This is a genomic window from Thioclava sp. IC9 (assembly GCF_002213225.1).
GTDB lineage: Bacteria > Pseudomonadota > Alphaproteobacteria > Rhodobacterales > Rhodobacteraceae > Thioclava > Thioclava nitratireducens.
In genome coordinates, this window is record NZ_NBNX01000015.1 from 1 (window position 1) to 14967 (window position 14967).

Genomic DNA, 14967 nt, shown 5'->3' on the forward strand with positions numbered 1-14967 from the left:
CTTGCCGCTCTCATCCCATCTGCGCAGGGTGAGGGGTGTCACGCCCAGGGCCTTTGCGGCCTCGCCAATACTTACAAGCTTCTTCATCATACAGATAATACATGATGCGAAAAGCATAAGTCAAATGTAAGTTGTTAAAGCCCCCTAACCCGCAGATCCAACGCCAATTCAGGTGGGCCGGCCAAGGCCGACGTCGCCTGATATAAATTGTTTCAAGACATTAAGGTTTCCATGCTGGATCAAAAAATCGCGTTTGGCAATGAAACGGCCCCGTTTGGCATCGGGGGCTCGCCCTCCGAGACTCCTGCGCAGCCCGACGGAGACGTGCCTGATGCTGGAGCTTCATTCAGCCGCAACTGACGACCGGTTGGTGCTGCGGTCCCGCCCACCTCGGAGGTTTGGTCCACAGCCATACGTCCTCAGCCGCCGCCCTTCGTGCCAGAGGAGGACAATCGTGATGAGATAGTCGTCGCCAACAAGATCAGCCCGAGGAGGTGCGTCGCCACGCACGGCGCTTCCTCGATCTCTTCTCGGGCCAGCATTTCGACCCAATTGAGGATGGCCGGCCCCGAGACGAAGTAGAACACAAGTTCGCCAGCCATCTCGGTCAGCGCGTGCAATCCTCGGTGCGTGGCACTAAGCCTGAATGCTTGATGAACGCGGTGTCACGGACTTGCGGACCCGCGACCTGACCTTTTCGATGAAAGGCACGCAATGGACGCAGCGATTACTCACTGGATCAATTCCTTCGCGGGCCACAACGCCTTTGTCGATCAAGCAATGATCGCAATCACTCAAACGGGCGTGCCCTTCATCGTGCTTGTCGTCGTCCTGCAATGGTGGAGCCGGGAAAACCGGCAGCATCTGCGTCATGTCGCAATCTGCGCCGGACTTGCGTTCCTTCTGGGGCTTGCGATCAATCAGGGCATCCTGCTCTTAATCCACCGCGTGCGCCCATATGACGCCGGAGTCTCCAACCTTCTTATCGCCAAGAGCGCCGACTGGTCTTTTCCGTCCGACCACGCCACTGCCTCGATGTCAGTCGCCATGGCATTTGCGCTTCAGAAGCTTCCGCGGCGGGCGCTGGCATTCTTCGCGATGGCTTTCCTCATCTGTCTGTCGCGCATTTACGTCGGCACCCACTACGTCACCGACGTTCTGGGAGGCGCCGCCACCGGGATCGTGGCGGCAATCGTCGTCCGGGCGCTTTATCGAGAAAACAGCAAATTCGATCGTTTCGCAAAAAGCATCCTTTAGCGGGAAACACAGCTTTCTGCAGAGAAGTCGTTCACCTGTGGCGAAGCGAAAGCCCGGGCCTTTCTCCGTATTGTTCTCTAATGTCGGTTCTCGTCTGCCGAAATTTCCACGCGTGGATAAAGTCAGCTCTCAGCCGCCCCAGGTCCTCTCGAGCAGCGCCAGCCAGTTGCCATGGGCGAGACTCTCGATCAGCGGCGCATCATAGCCATGCGCGCGCATCGCTTCGATCAAGCGCGGCAGCCCTGCCGCATCGCCCAGATCGGGCGGAATCGCCGCTCCGTCGAAATCCGAACCGAGCCCGACACGGCTCTCGCCCAAGGCCTCGATCAGGTGATCGAGATGGCGCAGCATCGGGTCGAACCCCGCGAAAGGCTCACCCTTGCCGTCTTCGCGCAGAAACCCCAGCGCGTAGTTGAGGCCGACAATTCCGTCGCTCTCGCGGATCATGGCAAGCTGTCGGTCCGTAAGGTTGCGCGACGAGGGACAGATCGCATGCGCATTGGAATGGGTCGCGACCAGCGGCGCGTCGGAAAGCGCTGCGACATCGTCAAAGCCTTTCTCGTTCAGATGGCTCAGGTCGATCATGATCTTCAGCCGGTTGCATTCCGTCACCAGCCGTTTGCCCGCCTCGGTCAGCCCGTCCCCGGTATCGGGCGAGGATGGAAACGCAAAGGGCACACCGTTGCCGAAAGCCGTCGGACGCGACCAGACCGGCCCAAGCGAGCGCAGCCCCATCGCGTGCCAGACATGCAGCAGATCGAGATCGGGCCCGATCGCCTCCGCGCCTTCGAAATGCAGGATCGCGGCGATCTTCTTTGCGGCCATCGCGTTGCGGATATCGGCGACAGAACGGCAGATTTTCAGGCTCCCCTCCCGCTCCATCCACATGAGGTGGCCGACCATCTTCATCGCGACGGGCTGTGCGTCCTCGAGCGGAATCTCCTTCGGCAAAGGCAGCGAAAAGGGGGGATTTCGCATGATGGCGTCCAAATCGGGATCGTCATGGGCGACCGGCGACGGAATGTAGACTGCGAAGAACCCGCACGCGAAACCACCCGCACGCATCCGCGGCAGGTCGAGATGGCCCTCTCCGGTATCGCTTAGCCAAGTCGTCTCGCGGGCCTCCGGGGCGCGCAGCAGGCGCAGAAGGAAATCGTTGTGGCCGTCGAAGACCGGAACCGGGGCGCTCATGTGATCTCATCCTCTTTCATTTGGCCTGTGAACGCTTCCGGTGGTTCACAGTGGCATATTTTGCGGCACGGAGGCTGCGAAGATCGCCACCTGGGAGTTCTTCCTCGACGCGCCTGTTGATATGTCGCCGGCCAGTTCTCCATTCATGGAAGATGTAAGCAAGTCGAATTGTTGTCCGAAAGCGCAGGCTCGCACGCCGCGATGCCGGGAATTGGCAGGGTCCATTCCACGAGGCGATCCGGCAGGGCGAGAACGCGCATATCTGGCTGAAGGTCTCCGGCTCCGAGCGCAGTTCCGAACTCGATCCGCCTTGCGCGGATGCGGCGCCCTTCGCCGCCAAGCTGGTCGAACTTTACCCGGACCGGACGATCTGGGGCACCGACTGGCGGCGCCCTAATTTCCGCGCAGACCCGCCCGGTGATAGGTCTTGGTCGATACCCTTACCGATATAGCCGCGAATGCCGCGCTCTCCCTCTCCTCCGACGAGGCGCGCTTCGTCGGAGGCACCGAGATCGCGACCTATCAGCTTGGTGTGCTCGGCGCCGGGGTCATGAAGATCGAGGACCGAACGACCCCGTTCAGGCGCGGATGCAAGGCCGCGGTCCTCTCATGGGGCACTACTCGCCAAACTTACCGCATTGCGATCTCGACCGGGGCGGAGCGCGCCTCGATCTCTGTCGCGGCGTCGAACAGCACGTCTTCACGGAACCGCCGTGCCACCATCTGGATACCGAGCGGCGCGCCTTCGGGCGTGGCCCCAGTTGCCAGCAAAAGCGCCGGCAACCCGGTGATCGGCAGGCCCACCATCGCGTTCTGTGCTTCCCAGACGCGGCGGAAATCGGCATCGCTGCCAAGGTCGAGATTGTCGGCGAAGGGCAGTTCAGAACTCGGCGGCAGCAGCACCAGCGGGTAGCGCTCGGCGAAGAGCGCCCATTCCCGCGCGATCTCGGCCCGGCGGATCAGCGCGCGCGGGATCGCATCGGGGGCGAGAGAGCGAATGAACTCCGCCTGCCCCTCCAGCACCCGCAGCGCGCCCGGATCGCCCTCGGCCTGCGCCGCGGCGAGCTTGCCGGGATAGTCATGGCCCAGCCAGAGTGTGATCTGCACCCGCGCGGCCTCGGCGATCGGCGGCAGCGCGTCGAGTTCTTCGACGATCCAACCAGCGGCGCGAAGCTTCTCGGCGGATTGCAGAAGGCTCTGTTGCAGCGCGGGATCGGTCTGCGCGCCATCGGGCCGAAGACACAGCGCCGCCCGTCGGTCCACCGCAGGTCCGTGCAGCGGCGCGGGCACCGACCAGATGTCGCGCGGATCGGGCTTGGCCATCGCGGTGAAAGCGAGCCGCAGATCCCCAACCGAGCGCGCGAGCGGCCCGGAAGTCGCCATCAGCTGCCCGCCGATATCGCGCTCCGCCCCGCTGGAATTATGCGCCGCAATCCGCCCGAAGCTGGGACGCAGCCCATGCACGCCGCAGGCATAGGCCGGATAGCGAACCGAGCCCGCGATATCCGTGCCATGCGCAATCGCCCCGATCCCGGCCGCCACCGCAGCGCCAGCACCGCCCGACGACCCGCCCGGCGTCAAACCCTTGCGCCGCGGGTTGTAGGTGTGGCCATGCAGCAGGTTGTTGGTGAACCAGCGGTAGCTGAAGGCGGGCGTGTTCGAGCGCCCGAGGCTGACCGCCCCCGCGCCCAGCAGGTTCGCGACCACCGGATTGTCGGTCTTCGCGATCAGGTCCTTCTGCGAGGTCAGCCCGTTCGTCGTCGCATAGCCGCGCTGGTCCACGATCACTTTGATCGTCACCGGCACCCCGGCCAGCGGCCCCGGATCCTCCCCGCGCGCGATGCGAGCATCGACCGCCTCCGCCGCGGCCAGCGTCTCCTCGGGCCGGCACTCGACAACCGCGTTGATCGCAGGGTTCACCGCCTCGAGCCGCGAAAGCCCCGCCTGCGCCACCTCGCGCGCGCTCACCTGACGCGACCGCACGAGCGCCGCGATTTGCGTGGCCCCCAAGGACCAGAGAGCGGGTTCTGCGGTGTCGTTCATGTCGGTAACTCCATCGTGGAAATTGAGATTGCGCCGACCGATCGGGGCGCGCGCCCTTCGGGCCTAGCCGCGGCAGGTCTCCACGATCACCTCGCGCAGCCAGCGATGCATCGCGGAGTCGTTCTTGCGGGCGGTCCAGACGACCGACAGGTCGAACGGGCCGCGGAACGGGCTTTCGTTGAGAACCAGCCCCTCCATCGTGCGCCCCAATCGACTTGGCATCGTCGCCACGAGGTCGGACTGTCCGAGAAGCGAGGCGAGCCCTGCCGGGCTCGGCACCGTGATCGTGGGTCGCAGAGAATGGCCCGCAGCTTCGATCTCGTTGACATAGGCCGATTTCCAGCCGCCGCCGTAATTGATGTAGACATGGTTGAGCGCCAGATAGCTGTCGACATCGAGCGGACGCCCCGCCATCGGATGCCGCGGGTCCATGAAACAGGCATACTCTTCGGTATAAAGGCGGCGCGAATGAAAGCCGGATTCGCTGCGCGCGAAAGGGCCGACGAGAACGTCGGCCTCCCGGCGCAGAAGGCGCAAATGGCCGTCGCCCAACGCATTCACCACCTCGACCTCGAGATGCGGGGCCTGTTTGCGCAGCTCGGAGACGATCTTCGGGATCATCAGGATGCGCTCATAATAGTTGCAGGCGATGGTGACCTTGGCGCGAGACTGCGCGGGATCGAACTCTTCAGGCTGCGCAACGTCGTCGAGCTTCTCGAGGATCTCGATCACTTGCTGGAGGATGTGTTCGCAGCGCTCCGTCGAGACCTGCCGCCCGCCCTCGCGCACGAAAAGCGGATCTTGGAAATAGGCGCGCAGCTTGGCGATCGTGTAGCTCACCGCCGACTGGTTCACGTCGAGCTTTTCGGCCGCCGCCGTGAAGGAGCCCAGTTCATGGACCAGCCGCAGCGTCTCGAGCGCGGCGATGTCGAGCCTGCCGGGGGATGCGGTCGATTGCGGCATGATGTTCCATCAAATTATTTGATGGTATATACAAGATTCATCTTATTGTTACAAGAAAGACCGCGTCTTACGCATGTCCCCGGAGGAGATTTCGGGAGGACATCATGGCGCTCGCACCGCTGGACGAGGAGATTACGCTCGCGCAACTGACGACGGATCCCTATCCGATCTATCGCCGATTGCGCGCCGAGAGCCCGGTTCTGCGGGTCGCCTCGGCGGGTCGCACGTTCCTGACGACGGCGGAACTGACCAAGAAGGTGAAGGACAATCCGGAGCTGTTCAGCAGCGACGATCCCAACACCCCGATGAAGCCCGCTTTCCGCGCCCATACCCTGATGCGCAAGGATGGCGAGGAGCATCTGCGCGAACGCATGGCGATGGCCCCGGCGCTCACGCCGAAGCGGATCCAGACCGATTGGGGGCCGCTCTACGAGAAATTCGCCGAGCAATATGTCGGTCGGTTGCCGCGCGGCGAGACGGTCGATCTGTTCTCCGAGCTATGCGGACCGCTGGCCGCGCGCATCCTCGCCCATGTGCTGGGCATCCCGGAGGCGAGCGACGCGCAGATGCAGCGCTGGTCGCAGCACCTGATAGACGGAGCGGGGAATTTCGGCTGGCAGCCCGAGCCTTTCGCGATCTCGGACAAAGCCAATGACGAGATGGACGCGCTCTTCACAGAACTGCGCGAAAAGCGGATCGCGGAGCCGGACGGCTCGGCCTATTCGGTGATGCTCAACGCCGAAAACCCGATCCCGATGAGTCAGATCTGGGCCAATATCAAGATCGCAATCGGCGGCGGAATCAACGAGCCGCGCGACGCGCTGGCCACCATCATTTACGGGTTGCTGACCAATCCCGACCAACTGGAGCAGGTCCGCGCCGAGGGCGCGTGGAGCAAGGCCTTCGAGGAAGGCGTGCGCTGGGTCGCCCCGATTCAGGCCAGCTCACGGCTGGTGACCGAGGATACCGAGCTTGGCGGCTTCGAGATCCCGAAGGGCGACACGGTGATGACGATCCAGGCCTCGGCCAATCGCGACGAGAGCATCTACGAGAATGGCGAGGAGTATTTCGTCTTTCGCGACAAGAACCCCCATCAGGCTTTCGGCAACGGCCCCCATCACTGCGCAGGCGCCCATATCGCGCGGCGCACGGTGGGCAAGATCATCCTGCCGCTGCTGTTCGACCGCTTCCCCGACATGCGCCTGCCCGATCCCGACGCGGTGATCTGGCGCGGCTTCGGGTTCCGCGGCCCGATCAACCTGCCGGTGGAGCTGAACTGATCCGCGGTTGCGCGGACCGGAGAGAGGAGGAATTTCAATGATTAAAGTGACTTACGTCGCACAGGACGGCACGCGAACGAATATCGACGCCGATGAGGGCGATAGCGTGATGCATGCGGCGGTCTCGAACGATGTCGACGGGATCGTCGGCGAATGCGGCGGCTCGATGATGTGCGCGACCTGCCATTGCTATGTCGACGACGCATGGGCGGAGAAGGTCGGACCGCGCAGCGCGGGGGAGGACGACATGCTCGAAGGCGCGGCATCCGAAGTGACCGAGCGCTCGCGTCTGTCGTGCCAGATCAAGCTGACGCCCGAGCTCGACGGGCTCGTGGTCCATCTGCCCGAGGAACAGTTTTGACCTCCGGGACCGTCACCATAATCGGCGCGGGCCAAGGCGGCTTGCAAGCTGCGATCAGCCTGCGGCAGAACGGCTTCGAGGGCGCGATCACGCTGATCGGCGACGAGCCGGGCTTGCCCTATCAGCGCCCCCCGCTCTCGAAGGTCTATCTGCAGGACGGCAAGGCAGAGGCGCTCTACCTGCGCCCCGAAAGCTTCTTCGAGGCCAAGCGCATCGACTACCTCCCCGGAACGCGGGTGGAGGCCATCGATCGCGCGGCGCAGCGCCTCACTGTCCTGCGCGACGGGGCCGAGAAATCCCTGCCCTATGACCATCTGATCCTCGCCACCGGCACCCGCAATCTGCGCCCGCCGATCGAGGGGATCGCCCATGCCTGCGATCTGCGCACGCTGACCGACGCGCAGCGCCTGCGCGAGAAGCTGGACCAACCGACCCGGATCGCGGTGATCGGCGGCGGCTTCATCGGGCTGGAATTCGCGGCCGTCGCACGCAAGCTCGGCCATGAGGTCGCGGTCATCGAGGTCGCTCCGCGTCTGATGGCCCGCGCGGTCTCGCAGCGGATGTCGGACCATTTCGCCGACCTGCATCGCGGCTGGGGCACTGCGCTTCATTTGGGCCAGCCTGCCGTGGCGGTGGAGCCCGCGGGCGTGACGCTGGCCGATGGCACGGGGGTCACCGCGGATTTCGTGCTGGTCGCGGCGGGCGTTCGCCCGAACGTGGAACTGGCCGAGGCGGCGGGGCTCGCCATCGACAATGGGGTGAAAACCGATGCCCGGCTGCAGACCTCGGATCCCGCGATTTCGGCACTCGGCGACTGCGCGAGCTTCCCCGATCCGCGGGGCCGCGGGCATATCCGGCTCGAGAGCGTGCAGGCTGCCACGGATCACGCGCGGCTGATCGCGAAACGCCTCGCGAAGGGCGACACCGATCCCTACGGCGCGCTGCCGTGGTTCTGGTCGGATCAGGGCGCATGCAAGCTGCAGATCGCGGGCTACGCGACACCTGACGCGGCGGAGGAGGAGATCGCCGCGGGGATCGTGGGCCGGTTCGACGAACGCGGGCTCGCCGCGATCGAGACCATCGACAACGCGCGGGCCCACATGCGGGCACGCAAACTCATCGCGTCGCCGGAGCCGGTGACGCGCGCGGATCTGGAGGAGATCGCCGCCTAGCGCGGCACATGAACGACAGGCCCCGGGAGGAGGGGCTCAAACGGTCCAACGGGAGGAGAGACCATGAAACACACGACCCTTAGCGTCGCCACCGCCACCGCCATCGCGGTCGGGGCAACGATCAGCATCGCGACCGCCGCCGGCGCGCAGGAACTGAAATACGCGAACTGGGCGCCGCCGACCCATACGATCAACGCAGCCCAGATCGAGCCCCTGGCCAAGGCGCTCTCGGAAGGCACCGACGGGGCGGTAACGTTGCGCGGCTATCACGGCGGCGAACTGGGCGCGGGCCCGGCCGATCAATACGTGCGCGTGCTGCAGGGCACCGCCGACATGGGCTGGGGGCTGCAGGGCTATACCTCGTCGCAATTCCCCAAGAGCCTGATCGCGGAACTGCCGGGTGCGCTGCCGCTCGACGCGCCGGGCTACAAGGCGCTGTGGCAGGCCTTCGACACGATCAAGGGCGAATATCCGCAGACCGAGGTGATCGCGCTCTGGGGGTCGGAGCCCAACATCCTGATGATGCACGACAAGGACGTGCGCACGCCCGCCGATCTCAAGGGCCTGAAGATCCGCGTCGCGGGGTCGATCTCGGCTGCCGCGATGGAAGCGCTCGGCGCGACGCCGGTGCAGATCCCGATGACGCAGGTCTATAACGGGCTGCAGACCGGGCTGATCGACGGCGTGGTCAGCGGCGCCTCGGTGCTGTCGGATTTCAAGCTCAACGAGGTCGTGGGCAGCGTGACGACCGGTCCGAACCTCGGACGCCTCGCCTTTTACACGGTGATGAACAAGGCGGCCTATGACGGGCTCTCGCCCGAAGCGAAATCCGCGCTCGACGCGATGAAGGGCGAGAAGATCTCGAAGATGACCGAAGAGGCGTGGATCGCCACAGCGAACAAGGCGCTGGAAGCCGCGCGCGCCTCCGACGCCACCACGGTGATCGACCTCGACGCCGACGGCTCGAAAGCCTTCAATGACGCGCTCGCCGACGTGACCGACACCTACGTGAGCAAGGTCGGCGGCGAGGACACGCTCGCGGCGATGCGGAGCGAGTGATGCTCGCGCGCGCGCAGAAACTGGCGGACAGGCTGATCGGCCTGTCCGCGATCATCGGCACGACAGGGTTGATCTTCGTCGTGGCCGTGATCGTCATCGACGTTATCGGACGCAATTTCGGCATGCCGCTCTATGGCTCGCAAGACCTGATAACGATGACGATGGTGCTGATCGTCTTCGGCGGCATGGCGCTGTGCGACCGACGCGACGGTCATATCGTCGTCGACATCTTCGAGAGCGCCTTCCCCCCTGCCCTGAACCGCGCGATCGATATCTTCTCGGCGCTCCTCGGCGTCGCGATCTTCGTGCTGATCGCGGTGACGGTCTACAAGAGCGCGCAACTGAGCCAGATGCTCAACCTCTCGACCAATCTTCTGAACCTGCCCAATGCCTGGTTCCAATATGCGCTGGTCGCGCTGTCGCTGGTGGGCGCGCTGACGATGTGCCTGCGCGCGCTGCGGCTCATGTCGCGCCACGGCTATGAACATCACTCCGAAAGGGACGTGCTATGACCCCCGCGCTCACCGGATCGCTCGGGCTCGCGCTGTTGCTCGGCATGCTGCTGATGCGTGTGCCGGTGGCCTTCGCGATGTTCGCGGTGGGCTTCGTCGGCATCTGGATCCTCAACGGGCTGCAGGCCGCGACCGGGCTTCTGGCGTCGGAAACCTTCTCGCTGGCCTCCAATTCCGAGCTGATCGTGGTGCCACTCTTCATTCTGATGGGAAATGTCGCGAGCGTGACGGGTATGAGCCGCAAGCTCTATGACGCGGCCTACGCCACCGTGGGCCAGGTGCGCGGCGGTCTGGCGCTGGCGACGGTCGTGGGGTGCGGCGGCTTCGCGGCGCTGTCGGGCTCCTCGGTCGCCTCGGCGCTGACGATGGGCCGCACCGCGCTGGCAGAGATGGACCGCTACGCCTACAGCCCGCGCCTCTCGACCGGCGTCGTGGCCGCGGGCGGCACGCTGGGCATCCTGATCCCCCCCTCGACCGGCTTCGTGATCTACGCGATCCTCACGCAGCAAAGCATCGGACGGCTCTTCATGGCGGGCATCCTGCCCGGGCTTCTGTTGCTGAGCGCCTTCATCCTGACCATCGCGATCCTCTGCCTGCTGCGCGCCGAGATGGGACCGAAAGGCCCCGCGACCAGCGCCGCAGAGAAAGGTCGCGCATTCCTCGGCGCGATCCCGATCCTGCTGGTGATCGTGCTGACCATCGGCGGCATCTATTCGGGCCTGTTCTCGCCCACCGAAGCGGCGGGCGTCGGCGCCGCCTTCGTGATCGCGATCGGGGCCTTCAGCGGCACGCTGAGCCTGCGCAGCTTCTGGCGCGCGGCGCAGGACAGCATCGTGACCACTGCCTCGGTGATGCTGATCCTGATCGCGGCGCATCTGATCAACCCCTTCGTCGCCCTGAGCCATCTGCCCGCCGAGGTGAGCGACCTTCTGGTCTCCCTCGATCTGGGCCGGGTCGGGACGCTGGTCCTGATCCTCGCGATCTACATGGTTCTGGGCTGCTTCCTCGAAGGGCTTGCGATGCTGGTGCTGACGCTGCCGATCTTCCTGCCGGTTATCCTCGATCTCGGGATCGACCCGATCTGGTTCGGCGTGCTGGTGGTGCTGACGCTCGAGATGGGGCTGATCTCGCCCCCGGTGGGGATCAACGTCTTCATCGTGAAATCGGTCGCGCAAAACGTGCCGCTGATCGAGATCTTCCGCGGCGTGCTGCCCTTCTGGTTCGCGATGCTGGTGACCCTTGCAATCCTCGTCGCTGTGCCGGGAATATCGCTGTGGCTGCCCGGCATGATGTGAGGCACAAAGGTTTCAGAGGGCGCCGGCCCGGCAATCGCCGCGCCGCGTGACGCAAGATCGAAGTCTCAAAGGGAGGATATTATGAAAGAGATCGGAATGCTGCTGGACGGAGTCTCCGCCCCAGCCGCCTCGGGCGCGACTTTCGACCGGATCGATCCCGTGACCGGAGAGGTCGCCACCCGCGCCGCCGCGGCGGGCCGCGACGACGTCGAGGCGGTGGTCGCTTCTGCCGCGCGCGCTTTTCCCGGCTGGTCCGCGACCGGGCCGAACGGGCGGCGCAAGATCCTGTCGAAAGCCGCCGACGTGATGGAAGCCCGCGCCGATGACTTCATCCAGGCGGTGATCACCGAGACCGGCGCGACCGGGCCTTGGGCCGGGTTCAACGTCCATCTCGCGGCAGGCATGATCCGCGAAGCGGCGGCGATGACGACCCAGATCGGCGGCGAGATCATCCCCTCCGACAAGCCCGGCACGATGGCGATGGGCGTCGCGCGCGCCAAGGGCGTCTGCCTTGGCATCGCGCCGTGGAACGCTCCTGTCATCCTCGGCACCCGCGCGGTCGCGATGGCGCTCGCCTGCGGCAACACGGTGGTGCTGAAGGCGTCCGAGATGTGCCCCGCGACGCACCGCCTGATCGGCGAGTGTTTCGCCGAGGCCGGGCTCCCCGAAGGGGCGCTCAACGTGGTGACCAATGCCCCCGAGGACGCCGCCGATGTCGTCGAGGCGCTGATCGCGCATCCCGCGGTCAAGCATGTGAACTTCACCGGCTCCTCCGCCGTCGGCCGGATCATCGGGCGGCTCGCGGGCGAGCATCTGAAACCCTCGCTGCTGGAGCTGGGCGGCAAGGCGCCGCTGATCGTGCTCGACGATGCCGATCTCGACGGTGCGGTGAACGCGGCGATCTTCGGCGCCTTCATGAACCAGGGCCAGATCTGCATGTCGACCGAGCGGATCATCGTCGACGAGAAAGTGGCCGATGCCTTCGTCGAGAAACTCGCCGCCCGCGCCAACGCTCTGCCCGCAGGGGATCCGCGCGGCGAAGTGGCGCTTGGCGCGCTTGTCTCTGAAGCCGCCGCAGAGAAGATGGACGCGCTGATCGCCGACGCCACCGAGAAAGGCGCAAAGCTGGTCGCCGGGGGCTCTCGCGAGGGGACCATCGTCGCGGCGACGTTGCTCGACGGCGTCGCGGAAGGCATGCGCATCTATGCCGAGGAAAGCTTCGGCCCGGTCAAATCGATCATCCGCGTGAAGGGCGACGAAGAGGCGCTGAAAGTCGCCAACGACACCGAATACGGCCTCTCGAGCGCGATCTTCAGCGCCGATGTCTCCCGCGCGATGGCGCTGACGAACCGGCTCGAAACCGGGATCTGCCACATCAACGGGCCGACGGTCGGCGATGAGCCGCAGATGCCCTTCGGCGGGGTCAAGGCCTCGGGCTACGGGCGCTTCGGCGGACGTGCGGCGATTGCCGAATTCACCAACCTGCGCTGGATCACCGTGGAAGACCCGAAACAGCATTACCCAATCTGATCTGGATTCTGCGATACAAGATGAGAGGGAGCCGCCCCCCGGGGCGGCTCCCTTCGCGTTCGACCCATCGGGCGGCCCATCCGAAGCGCCCCCAAACGCCAATCGCGCGAACGTGAACGTGCCGCCAATTATCCGATTGAAATTATCAGAAAAGCCCTTTAGGGAACCTGACGCGCAGTAAAACTGTCGGCACTGTGGTTGCCGCCCCACCTGACGCAGCCGTTTTTTCGACTCGATTAAGACCCTTCGGCCTCGAGTATCAGACCTTCCGCAATGATGATGCTGGCCACACCGGAGAGAGCAAGCTCTTGACCTCAAGTTCCGTCGTGATCCTTGAAGACGATGCCGATGTTCGAACCGCCATAGACATGCATGTCTCCCGTGCAAGCTCAGTCTCCAGACTGAAGAAAGGCGGGACCAAAACTCTCCAGACAAGAGCAAGAGATTGGTCATGACAGAACTGTTAACTATTACCTATCGAAGCTTTTCCTGCCTTCGGAAGCCCATCGCGGGGATAAGCGCGATCCTTTCCGAAAGCCTTGATCGAAACCAGAGGCTTGGCATCACCGGTCTGCTGCTGTTCGACGGGGCCTATTTTCTGCAAACCATCGAAGGCCCTTCGGCGGAAACAAGAAGCGTTTATGCGAAAATCGTCTCCGACTCGCGCCACACCGACGTCACGCCGCTTAGAATTCGGTTGATCCGGGAGCGCGTCTTTCCCACCTGGCGGATGAAATTGATCGGTCCGGCAGCGACGGCCCGGATCGTTCCCGACATGGACGGCTTGGACTTCGCTTATAAGCGCCTCGACGAAATTCATCTGGCGGCAAAGCAGGTCGCGAGCCCGGAGCCTGAGCAGAGCTACCTATTCCATTGACCCCTCCGGACAAGCGCGTCTCTCATTCCGTCCGGGGCGAAGGCAAGTTGCGCACCAATGCGTCGGCAAGCTCCTCCCGCGAATAGGGTTTCATCAGAACCGAGGCCATGTCCGTCCCGCTGTCCGGGCCATCGGGGTCGTAGCCGGTCACTATGACCACCGGCAGCGCGGGGCGTAGCCGCGCCAGCTCTCTGACCAGCGCCCGCCCCGACAGGCCCGGCATGACAAGATCGGTGAGCACGATGTCGATCCTCCGATCGCTCTTGGCATAATCCAGCGCCTCCCGCCCGTGACGAGCCACAAGCGGCGAGAACCCGAGATTTTGCAGCATCAGCACCGTTTTCTCGCGAACGAGGAGGTTGTCCTCCACGTAGAGCACGACCTCATCATTCCCCGCCGGAGCGGCCGCCTCGGCCTCCTTGCCATCGGCCTCGGTGGCAAGCGGCAGCAGGATCTGGAACTCCGCCCCGTCGTCGTCGCCGGGCCCGAGCCTGAGATCGCCGCCGATCTGGCGCACCGTATCGAGCACGGTCGGCAGGCCGAGACCCGTTCCCTCGCCGATGCCTTTCGTGGTGAAGAACGGCTCGAATATCTTTTCCCGGTGGCTGGCCGGAACGCCGGGGCCGTTATCGCGCACGTTCACGGCCACGTATTCCTCCTGCGGAAGTTCGAAACCGTCATGCGAGGGATAGAAATCTGTCCCGGAAACGACGTTCGCTGTGATCGACAGCGTGCCATCTCCCGTCATCGCGTGGCGCGCATTGGTGACGAGGTTGATCAGCGCCGACGTCAAGGCCGAGGTGTCGGCCCAGCAATTCGCTACGTCCTCGCCGATATCGATGTCCAGCCGGTTGGCGTCGCCCAAAGCCGCGATCAGGAGCGGTCTGATCTCCTGCACGAAGGCCCCGATCTGGAGCATTCTCAGCTTCGTCGGTGTCCGGCGCGAATAGGCGAGGAGCTGGCTCGTCAGGCGCCCCGCCTCCTCCGCGGCGCGCACCGCGCTCTGGACGAGATTGAGGTTGCTGTTCTGCTCGGGCAGACCTTCCTCGAGCGCATCGAGGCTGCCAAGCACGACGGTCAGAAGGTTGTTGAAATGAACCTCCCCCACCAATCCCGTAGGTTGGAAGGGGTTTCGGATCAGGCGGCAGCCTGATCCCCGACCGTCCCGGCCGAGTTGATCGTTTCCGCGTCCTGGCGACGTCGGCTCTCTGCGAGCCCCCACCGCAGCAAAACGAGGGCCGCGGCCTCGTCTCTTCCGAGACGACAGCCACAGTCGCAATCATGGTGGCGCTCCGCGAGCGCCTTCTTCCGCACGGCGCCGCAGTCCGGGCAGCGCTGTGACGGCTTCAACTCTCGCGTCTTCGCCTCGAGGAACTCCGCACCAGCTTCTTCCGCTTTGTATCGGAGCATGTTCAAAAAACCGGCCG

The 14967-nt window shown here is 64.6% G+C and carries 15 protein-coding genes; 9 read left to right on the forward strand and 6 right to left on the reverse strand.

All coding sequences use genetic code 11. The features are described from left to right. Positions 1-419 precede the first annotated feature (419 nt). Positions 420-620 carry a hypothetical protein gene (locus B6V76_RS19245; protein WP_109173253.1) on the reverse strand — a complete coding sequence of 67 codons (201 nt, stop codon included), beginning with the start codon at positions 618-620 and terminating at the stop codon, positions 420-422. A 94-nt stretch (positions 621-714) separates the two neighbouring features. Between B6V76_RS19245 and B6V76_RS19250 the strand changes: the two genes are divergently transcribed. Then, positions 715-1257 carry a phosphatase PAP2 family protein gene (locus tag B6V76_RS19250; protein ID WP_088728286.1) on the forward strand — a complete coding sequence of 181 codons (543 nt, stop codon included), beginning with the start codon at positions 715-717 and terminating at the stop codon, positions 1255-1257. A 129-nt stretch (positions 1258-1386) separates the two neighbouring features. On the opposite strand, the gene B6V76_RS19255 is transcribed toward B6V76_RS19250, so the two are convergent. From B6V76_RS19255 to B6V76_RS19265, 3 genes are all read right to left on the reverse strand, one after another. After that, positions 1387-2448 (reverse strand): dipeptidase, encoded by a 1062-nt coding sequence (locus B6V76_RS19255; protein ID WP_088728287.1) that lies wholly within the window; start codon positions 2446-2448, stop codon positions 1387-1389. A 630-nt stretch (positions 2449-3078) separates the two neighbouring features. Continuing rightward, positions 3079-4491 (reverse strand): amidase family protein, encoded by a 1413-nt coding sequence (locus B6V76_RS19260; RefSeq protein WP_088728288.1) that lies wholly within the window; start codon positions 4489-4491, stop codon positions 3079-3081. 63 nt (positions 4492-4554) lie between these two features. Beyond that, a complete protein-coding gene (locus tag B6V76_RS19265) occupies positions 4555-5454 on the reverse strand; it encodes a LysR family transcriptional regulator (RefSeq protein ID WP_088725847.1) in 900 nt (299 codons plus the stop codon). Between the two features lie 104 nt (positions 5455-5558). Between B6V76_RS19265 and B6V76_RS19270 the strand changes: the two genes are divergently transcribed. From B6V76_RS19270 to B6V76_RS19305, 8 genes are all read left to right on the forward strand, one after another. Next, entirely contained in the window at positions 5559-6734 is a 1176-nt protein-coding gene (locus B6V76_RS19270) for a cytochrome P450 (RefSeq protein WP_088728289.1), read from the forward strand. Positions 6735-6771: 37 nt separating this feature from the next. Beyond that, a complete protein-coding gene (locus B6V76_RS19275) occupies positions 6772-7095 on the forward strand; it encodes a 2Fe-2S iron-sulfur cluster-binding protein (protein WP_075777400.1) in 324 nt (107 codons plus the stop codon). Beyond that, positions 7092-8267, forward strand: coding sequence for an FAD-dependent oxidoreductase (locus B6V76_RS19280; protein ID WP_088728290.1), 1176 nt, complete (start codon positions 7092-7094; stop codon positions 8265-8267). The genes B6V76_RS19275 and B6V76_RS19280 overlap by 4 nt, the downstream gene beginning before the upstream one ends. 63 nt (positions 8268-8330) lie before the next feature. Beyond that, entirely contained in the window at positions 8331-9326 is a 996-nt protein-coding gene (locus B6V76_RS19285) for a TRAP transporter substrate-binding protein (RefSeq protein WP_088728291.1), read from the forward strand. Continuing rightward, the gene (locus B6V76_RS19290; RefSeq protein WP_088728292.1) at positions 9326-9838 is read left to right on the forward strand and encodes a TRAP transporter small permease; all 513 of its coding nucleotides are present in this window, start codon (positions 9326-9328) and stop codon (positions 9836-9838) included. The genes B6V76_RS19285 and B6V76_RS19290 overlap by 1 nt, the downstream gene beginning before the upstream one ends. After that, on the forward strand, positions 9835-11133 hold the full coding sequence (locus tag B6V76_RS19295; RefSeq protein WP_075777396.1) for a TRAP transporter large permease: 1299 nt from the start codon (positions 9835-9837) through the stop codon (positions 11131-11133). Before B6V76_RS19290 ends, B6V76_RS19295 begins: the two co-directional genes overlap by 4 nt. An 81-nt stretch (positions 11134-11214) precedes the next feature. Then, positions 11215-12663: an aldehyde dehydrogenase gene (locus B6V76_RS19300; protein ID WP_088728293.1), complete on the forward strand. Its 1449-nt coding sequence runs from the start codon at positions 11215-11217 to the stop codon at positions 12661-12663. Between the two features lie 451 nt (positions 12664-13114). Further along, positions 13115-13540, forward strand: coding sequence for a BLUF domain-containing protein (locus tag B6V76_RS19305; protein ID WP_088728294.1), 426 nt, complete (start codon positions 13115-13117; stop codon positions 13538-13540). 22 nt (positions 13541-13562) lie between these two features. Here B6V76_RS19305 and B6V76_RS19310 read toward each other — a convergent pair whose 3' ends face one another. Further along, on the reverse strand, positions 13563-14648 hold the full coding sequence (locus tag B6V76_RS19310) for an ATP-binding protein (RefSeq protein ID WP_088728295.1): 1086 nt from the start codon (positions 14646-14648) through the stop codon (positions 13563-13565). A gap of 29 nt (positions 14649-14677) precedes the next feature. Continuing rightward, positions 14678-14967 (reverse strand): zinc ribbon domain-containing protein (locus B6V76_RS19315; RefSeq protein ID WP_141104956.1); only part of this gene is annotated, 290 nt, incomplete at its 5' end.

What these genes read in the sequence shown, in the direction of transcription:
- B6V76_RS19260 (WP_088728288.1), bottom strand. Translation starts at nt 4,491, where the DNA reads ATGAACGACACCGCAGAACCCGCTCTCTGGTCCTTGGGGGCCACGCAA.
- B6V76_RS19305 (WP_088728294.1), top strand. Translation starts at nt 13,115, where the DNA reads ATGACAGAACTGTTAACTATTACCTATCGAAGCTTTTCCTGCCTTCGG.
- B6V76_RS19275 (WP_075777400.1), top strand. Translation starts at nt 6,772, where the DNA reads ATGATTAAAGTGACTTACGTCGCACAGGACGGCACGCGAACGAATATC.
- B6V76_RS19265 (WP_088725847.1), bottom strand. Translation starts at nt 5,454, where the DNA reads ATGCCGCAATCGACCGCATCCCCCGGCAGGCTCGACATCGCCGCGCTC.
- B6V76_RS19285 (WP_088728291.1), top strand. Translation starts at nt 8,331, where the DNA reads ATGAAACACACGACCCTTAGCGTCGCCACCGCCACCGCCATCGCGGTC.
- B6V76_RS19290 (WP_088728292.1), top strand. Translation starts at nt 9,326, where the DNA reads ATGCTCGCGCGCGCGCAGAAACTGGCGGACAGGCTGATCGGCCTGTCC.
- B6V76_RS19270 (WP_088728289.1), top strand. Translation starts at nt 5,559, where the DNA reads ATGGCGCTCGCACCGCTGGACGAGGAGATTACGCTCGCGCAACTGACG.
- B6V76_RS19255 (WP_088728287.1), bottom strand. Translation starts at nt 2,448, where the DNA reads ATGAGCGCCCCGGTTCCGGTCTTCGACGGCCACAACGATTTCCTTCTG.
- B6V76_RS19295 (WP_075777396.1), top strand. Translation starts at nt 9,835, where the DNA reads ATGACCCCCGCGCTCACCGGATCGCTCGGGCTCGCGCTGTTGCTCGGC.
- B6V76_RS19300 (WP_088728293.1), top strand. Translation starts at nt 11,215, where the DNA reads ATGAAAGAGATCGGAATGCTGCTGGACGGAGTCTCCGCCCCAGCCGCC.
- B6V76_RS19250 (WP_088728286.1), top strand. Translation starts at nt 715, where the DNA reads ATGGACGCAGCGATTACTCACTGGATCAATTCCTTCGCGGGCCACAAC.